Origin of the sequence: Sphingopyxis sp., from assembly GCF_016463645.1 — a bacterium.
In the GTDB taxonomy this organism is placed as follows: domain Bacteria; phylum Pseudomonadota; class Alphaproteobacteria; order Sphingomonadales; family Sphingomonadaceae; genus Sphingopyxis.
In genome coordinates, this window is sequence record NZ_JAEMQX010000174.1 from 1 (window position 1) to 6,029 (window position 6,029).

General features: G+C 69.5%; 9 protein-coding genes. All 9 read left to right on the top strand.

What is annotated here, in order from left to right:
• Window positions 1-166: 166 nt before the first annotated feature.
• The 9 genes from JHC57_RS20455 (at window position 167) to JHC57_RS20495 (ending at window position 5,939) form a co-directional block, all read left to right on the top strand.
• A complete protein-coding gene (locus tag JHC57_RS20455) occupies window positions 167-1,273 on the top strand; it encodes a phage portal protein (RefSeq protein ID WP_294032434.1) in 1,107 nt (368 codons plus the stop codon).
• Window positions 1,274-1,287: 14 nt separating this feature from the next.
• Window positions 1,288-1,596 carry a DUF6127 family protein gene (locus JHC57_RS20460; protein WP_294032435.1) on the top strand — a complete coding sequence of 103 codons (309 nt, stop codon included), beginning with the start codon at window positions 1,288-1,290 and terminating at the stop codon, window positions 1,594-1,596.
• Window positions 1,593-1,982 carry an HK97 family phage prohead protease gene (locus JHC57_RS20465; RefSeq protein ID WP_294032436.1) on the top strand — a complete coding sequence of 130 codons (390 nt, stop codon included), beginning with the start codon at window positions 1,593-1,595 and terminating at the stop codon, window positions 1,980-1,982. Before JHC57_RS20460 ends, JHC57_RS20465 begins: the two co-directional genes overlap by 4 nt.
• 5 nt (window positions 1,983-1,987) lie before the next feature.
• The gene (locus JHC57_RS20470) at window positions 1,988-3,127 is read left to right on the top strand and encodes a phage major capsid protein (protein ID WP_294032437.1); all 1,140 of its coding nucleotides are present in this window, start codon (window positions 1,988-1,990) and stop codon (window positions 3,125-3,127) included.
• A gap of 109 nt (window positions 3,128-3,236) precedes the next feature.
• Entirely contained in the window at window positions 3,237-4,559 is a 1,323-nt protein-coding gene (locus JHC57_RS20475; protein WP_294032438.1) for a tail fiber domain-containing protein, read from the top strand.
• Window positions 4,556-4,711, top strand: a complete 156-nt coding sequence (locus JHC57_RS20480; RefSeq protein ID WP_294032439.1) for a hypothetical protein — start codon at window positions 4,556-4,558, stop codon at window positions 4,709-4,711. Before JHC57_RS20475 ends, JHC57_RS20480 begins: the two co-directional genes overlap by 4 nt.
• 15 nt (window positions 4,712-4,726) lie before the next feature.
• Window positions 4,727-5,008 (top strand): hypothetical protein, encoded by a 282-nt coding sequence (locus JHC57_RS20485; protein ID WP_294032440.1) that lies wholly within the window; start codon window positions 4,727-4,729, stop codon window positions 5,006-5,008.
• Window positions 5,005-5,550 carry a hypothetical protein gene (locus JHC57_RS20490; protein WP_294032441.1) on the top strand — a complete coding sequence of 182 codons (546 nt, stop codon included), beginning with the start codon at window positions 5,005-5,007 and terminating at the stop codon, window positions 5,548-5,550. The genes JHC57_RS20485 and JHC57_RS20490 overlap by 4 nt, the downstream gene beginning before the upstream one ends.
• Window positions 5,547-5,939: a DUF3168 domain-containing protein gene (locus JHC57_RS20495; RefSeq protein WP_294032442.1), complete on the top strand. Its 393-nt coding sequence runs from the start codon at window positions 5,547-5,549 to the stop codon at window positions 5,937-5,939. Before JHC57_RS20490 ends, JHC57_RS20495 begins: the two co-directional genes overlap by 4 nt.
• Window positions 5,940-6,029 lie beyond the last annotated feature (90 nt).

Sequence of the window (6,029 nt, forward strand, 5' to 3'; positions counted from 1 at the left end):
GGGTTATGCGGGGCCGGGGCGGTCGCCCGATCGGGCGGATGCGTGCGTCTGGGCGCTGGCGGCCTTGCTGGAAGGGATACGGAAGGCGAAGGCGCCGGGGGTGCGGGTGGTTTAGGTGAAAGAGCAGGACAGGCGGACCCCGGGTCGGCGATAACAGGAGATCATCATGAACTGGTTTGGCCGCAAGGCCGCGCAGCTTCCTGTGCGGCCCGCTTTGTCGCGTGTGTACGGGAGCTGGAGCGCGCCCGCGCCGCTCTCTTGGGAGGCGCAGGTGCGCGAGGGGTATCTTGCCAACGCGATCGTGCAGCGGGCGGTGCGGCTGGTCGCCGAGGCTGCCGGGAGCGCGCCGATCGTGGCAAGTGATCCGGCGCTTGGCGCGCTGCTGTCGGCGACGTCGGGCGGGCAGGGGCTCGTCGAGACGCTGGCGTCGCAATTGCTGCTGCACGGCAATGGCTATGTGCAGATTCTGACCGACGGGGCGGGGGCGCCGGCCGAGCTGTTCGCGCTGCGGCCCGAACGGGTGACGGTCGAGGCCGATGCGCGCGGGTGGCCGGTGGCGTACCGCTACAAGGCCGGCGGGTCGGCGGCGGTGCTGCCCGCCGAGGATGGCGCGGGACGCGTCGCGGTGGTGCACGTGAAGGCGCTGCATCCGCTCGACGATCATTATGGTGCGGGGTGCCTCGGCGCCGCGTCCGGCGCGATTGCGGCGCATAATGCGGCGGCGAAGTGGAACGCGGCGCTGCTCGAGAATGCGGCGCGGCCTTCGGGAGCGCTGATCCACGATCCGGGCGAGAAGGGGATGCCCTTGTCGGCGGAACAGGTGGACCGGCTGCGCGAGGAACTGGCGGAGAGTTTCGCGGGCGGGGCGAATGCGGGGCGGCCGTTGCTGCTGGAGGGCGGGCTGAAGTGGCAGGCGCTGTCGCTGTCGCCCGCAGAGATGGATTTTCTGGCGCTCAAGGATTCGAGCGCGCGCGAGATTGCGATGGCGTTCGGGGTGCCGCCGATGCTGCTCGGACTGCCGGGGGATGCGACCTATGCCAATTATCGCGAGGCCAATCGCGCGCTGTGGCGGCTGACGGTGTTGCCGCTGTGCGCGAAGATTTTGGGCGCGGTGGCGCAGGGACTGACGGGTTGGTTCGACGGGGCGGAGCTGCGCGTCGATCTGGACAGGGTGCCGGCGCTGGCCGACGACCGGATGGCGTTGTGGCGCGAGGTATCGGCGGCGGACTGGCTGAGCGCTGACGAGAAGAGGGCGCTGCTGGGCGTCGCTTAACGCGAGGATGCGACATGGACGAGGAAGAGGCGCTGGCGCGGCTGATCGCGCTGGCGGGGACGAGTGCGCCCGACGCGGCGTTGCTGCGCGCGGTGGTCGAGGAAGCGAGCGAGCTGGGGGCGCGGCGGGCGCTCGCGCGGCTGGGGCTCGCCGACGAGGCGGCGCGCGACGATGTGAGCGATTTGCGGCAGCTGCTCGGCGCGTGGCGCGACGCCAAGAAGAGCGTGTGGGCGGCGGTCGTCGACTGGGCGGTGCGCTGTGTGCTCGCGCTCGTCGTGGTCGGGCTGGCGGTGAAGTTGGGGCTGCCGGGGCTGCTCCGGTGACGGTGCGTTTTGCGGGCTATGCGTCGGTGTTCGACCGGGTCGATCGCGGGGGCGATGTGGTGCGTAGCGGAGCCTTTGCGGCGAGTTTGCGCGAGCGGCGCGCGGTGCCGCTGCTGTGGCAGCATCGCGCTGGGGCGGTGGTCGGTTCGATCGAGACGCTGGCGGAGGATGCGCGGGGACTGCGGGTGGTGGCGCGGGTGACGCATCCGGCGGCGGCGCGGCTGGTCGCGACGGGCGCGCTGACGGGGCTGAGCTTCGGATATCGGGTGCGGGCTTCGCGCGGGGTTGGTCCGCGCGAACTGACGGCGCTCGATCTGGCGGAGGTGAGTCTGGTGGCGATGCCGATGCAGCCGCTGGCGCGGGTGATTCAGGTGGTGAAGGAGTGACAGGCATGGACGATATGGAAGTGAAGGCGGACGCGCTCGAGGGGGCGTTCGATGCGGTGCTGGCGGCCGAGGCGGTCGACGAGCTGAAGGCCTCGGTCGCGGCGCTGAAGGCACGGGTCGATGCGCAGGCCGTGGCGGCATCGCGCTTGCCGCTCGACGGGGCGAAGGCGGCCGATCCGGCGCGCGATGCCTTCGTCGAGCGCTATCTGCGGCGCGGGATCGATGCGGGCGTGGAGATGAAGAGCCTGTCGGGCGCGTCGGGCGGCGAGGGCGGCTTTGCGGTGCCGCGCGAGATCGACGGCAGTATCGCGGCGACGCTGAAGGCGCTGTCGCCGATCCGCTCGATCGCGACCGTGGTGCAGACGGGGACGAGCGGATATCGCAAGCTGGTCGCGACGGGATCGATGGGTGCGGGCTGGGTCGGCGAGACCGCGGCGCGGCCCGAGACCGCGACGCGCAGCTTCGCCGAGATCGCGCCGCCCTCGGGCGAACTCTACGCCAATCCGGCGGCGAGCCAGGCGATGCTCGACGATGCGATGTTCAATGTCGAGGACTGGCTGGCCGAGCAACTCGGCCGTGAGTTCGCGGTCGCCGAGGGCAGCGCGTTCGTGAACGGCAACGGGACGAACCGGCCGAAGGGGTTCCTGACCTATACGACGACGAACGAACTCGACAGCGTGCGCGCATTCGGGACGCTGCAGCATCTCGCGACAGGAACGGCGGGCGCCTTTCCGGCATCGAACCCGCAGGACAAGCTGGTCGAGCTGGTGCATGCGCTGAAGGCGCCGTACCGGCAGGGCGCCTGCTGGGTGATGAACAGCGACACCCTTGCCCGCATCCGCAAGTTCAAGACGACCGACGGTGCCTTTATCTGGCAGCCGGGGATGGTCGAAGGGCAGGCGGCGACGCTGCTCGGCTATCCGGTGGTCGAGGCCGAGGATATGCCCGACGTCGGCGCGAACAGCCTGTCGATCGCGTTCGGCAACTTCCGCGCCGGCTACCTCGTGGCCGACCGCGGCGAAACGCGCATCCTGCGCGATCCCTTCAGCAACAAGCCCTTCGTGCATTTCTATGCAACCAAAAGGGTCGGCGGCGCGATCATCGATTCGCAGGCCATCAAGCTGATGAAATTCGCCGCCAGCTAAACACGCTGGCGCGCGATGCGGCGCCCGGTCCCCACGCCTTCCCTTTCGGTGACAGGGGCCGGGCGCCAATTTTTTCCGATATCGAACAGCTGGAAAGGATGGCCCTGCCATGCCGACGCCATTTTTCGCCGATCTGGTGCGCGAGCTCGCCCAAGAGGGCGGGACCGGACCCCTGATGCCGACCGGCGCAGTGCCCGGGCATCGCCGTTTCTCGGGCACGGTCCCGCCCGACACGCAATTTCACTATGCCATCGCGGGCATCGTCCATAGCGGGCAATGGGAGGTCGGCCTGGGGCGGATCGACGCGCAGGGGCGGCTGGTGCGCGACGCAGTCGCGGCGTCGTCGAACGGCGGCGACCGGGTCGATTTCGCGGCGGGGCTGAAGACGATCGCGCTGACCGTGGCAGCGGGCTGGTTTGCCGCGCTGGACGAGGATATGTCGGCTTTGACCGCGGATGTCGCCATGAGGCAGCCGCTGTCGACGACGCTTGACGATGTGTCGGCCGGTGCCGAAGGCGACACGCTGACGGTTCGCCGCGGCGCGGGCTGGGTCAACATACCGCTGTCGACATTGGCCTATCGCGATGCGGTGGGTGTCCACACCCTGGGCGGGCCACTGGTGGCGCAAGGCGGGAGTGCCGCAGCCCCCGCGATCAGCTTCGCCGCCGACCGCGACACGGGACTGTTTCGGGCGACGAGCGACAGTATCGGTTTTGCGGCGGGCGGTGCGGAGCGGCTTCGCCTGACCTCGGCCGGGGTCGGCATAGGGGTCGCGGCGCCCGACGAGAAATTGCATGTCGCGGGGTCGGTGAAGCTCAACGCCGCCGAGTTTCCCCGCATCATCCTGTGGCGGGACGGCGTCGCCGCCTGGACGATCGGCGGTTCGGGGACGCCGGGCGACAACAGTTTCAACATACGGCTCAACGGGCTCCCTCCCTTTCTGGCGGTCGGGACCGACGGCGCGTTGCGGCCGGGAAGCGACAATGTCTTTTCCGTAGGCGATGCGAGCCGACGCTGGTCGGTTATCTTTTCGGCGACCGGCGCCATCAACACGTCGGATGTCCGCGAGAAGACCTGGCATGGAGGTCTCTCGCCCGGCGAGATCGGCGCGGCACGGCGGATCGCGGGCGAGCTCGGTTTCTTTCAATGGAACGATGCCATCGCGGCGAAGGGCGCCGATGGCGCGCGGCGGCACTTTGGCGTGCGCGCCCAGGCGGTGTGGGCGATCATGACCGAGGAAGGCCTGATCGAGCCGGAGACGACCGATTGCCGCTATGCCTTTCTGTGCCATGACGCATGGCCCGAGGAACGCGATAGCGAAGGCGCCGTCGTACGCGCGGCGGGCGACCGGTTCGGTATCCGTCCCGACCAGCTGTCGATGTTCCTGATCGCCGGGCAGGAGGCGCGGCTGGCCGCGCTGGAAGCCGTATGATCGACGGATCCGCGCTCGCGGCGCGGGCGATCGGCGATGCGGCGCGGCGCGACATCGCCAGCGAATGGGCGGGGCCGGAACCGGCGGCCGCACAGGTGCCGCTGCCGGTTCCGCGCGAGACCCGACGCCGCATGATTGTGCGCAATCCCTGAAGCAAAGGAGCGGCGATGACGATGATGGTGAAGGATCCGGGCACACGCATCGATTTCGAGATCGACTGGGCGGTCGCCTGCCGGGACGGGCAGGCGGTCGTCGCGAGCCTGTGGGCGGCGCAGCCCGATGAGGAGGGCGGCGTGTCGATCGCCGGGTCGGCGCATGACCTGATGCAGACGACTGTGACGCTCGCGGGCGGCGTCGCGGGCCATGTCTATCGCGTGACCAACCGCGTCACGCTGAGCGACGGGCAGATCGACGAGCGGTCGGTTGCCGTGCGGGTGGAGGAGCGATGATGGTGGTGAGCGCGGTGCCGGGCGAGACCCCGGTCAATCTGAACGAGGCGCGGAGCTGGCTGAGGATGGGAGCGACAACCGATGATGCGGTCGTCGCGCAACTGATCCGTGCCGCGACCAATATCTGCGAGGCATTTATCGGCCAGTGGCTGATCAGGCGGACGGCGGAAGAGAGTGTTCCGCTGTCGGATGGTGCGGCGACGCTTCGCGTGCGTCCGGTGGTCGCGGTGACGGGCGTGACGCTGTTGAAGCCGGGCGGCGAGGAGATTTTGCCTGTCGAACGCTATCGGCCGGCCATCGCGCGCGACGGCACAACGCATATCGCGATCGTCGATCCGGGAGGGGCGGAACGCGCACGTATCGCCTGTCGCGCCGGAATCGCCGACGATGCGAACGGCATTCCCGAGGCGATCCGCCAGGGCATCGTCCGCATGATCCAGCATCTGCACGATGCGCGCGACGAGACCGGAGCCGCGCCACCGGCGGCGATCGCCGCGCTATGGCAGCCGTGGCGGCGCCTCACGATCGGGGGCGGGCGGTGACAGGGGCCGAGAGTGCGCTACGTGCGCGGGCGCTGGAATTGCTGGCCCATGACGAGGTGCTGGCCGGGATGGTCCACGGGATATTCGACGGCACACCGTCGCGCGTCACGGCTCCCTATGTCGCGGTCGGTGCCGCCGAGGGGGTCGACTGGGGAACCAAGGACCGGGCAGGGCGCGAAATCCGCCTGACGCTGACGCTCGTCGGCGTCGGCAGCGCGATCGATGAAAAAGCGGCGGCGCGCATCGAAGCCGTTACCGCGGCGATGCGGGGCCCGGCAGGCGCCTGGTCGGTCGTCGGCGCCCGGACGATCCGCACACGTTTCACCTTCGCGCGCGACGGCGGCTGGCGACACGAGTTCATCCTGCGATGCCGCTGCCTCGCGGCGTGACGATCACTCGCCGGGCAGCGTGTTCGTCGACTTATAGTCCTTGAACTTGTCGGTGAAATTGGCGTGATAATCGTCGATCTGCATGTCGGC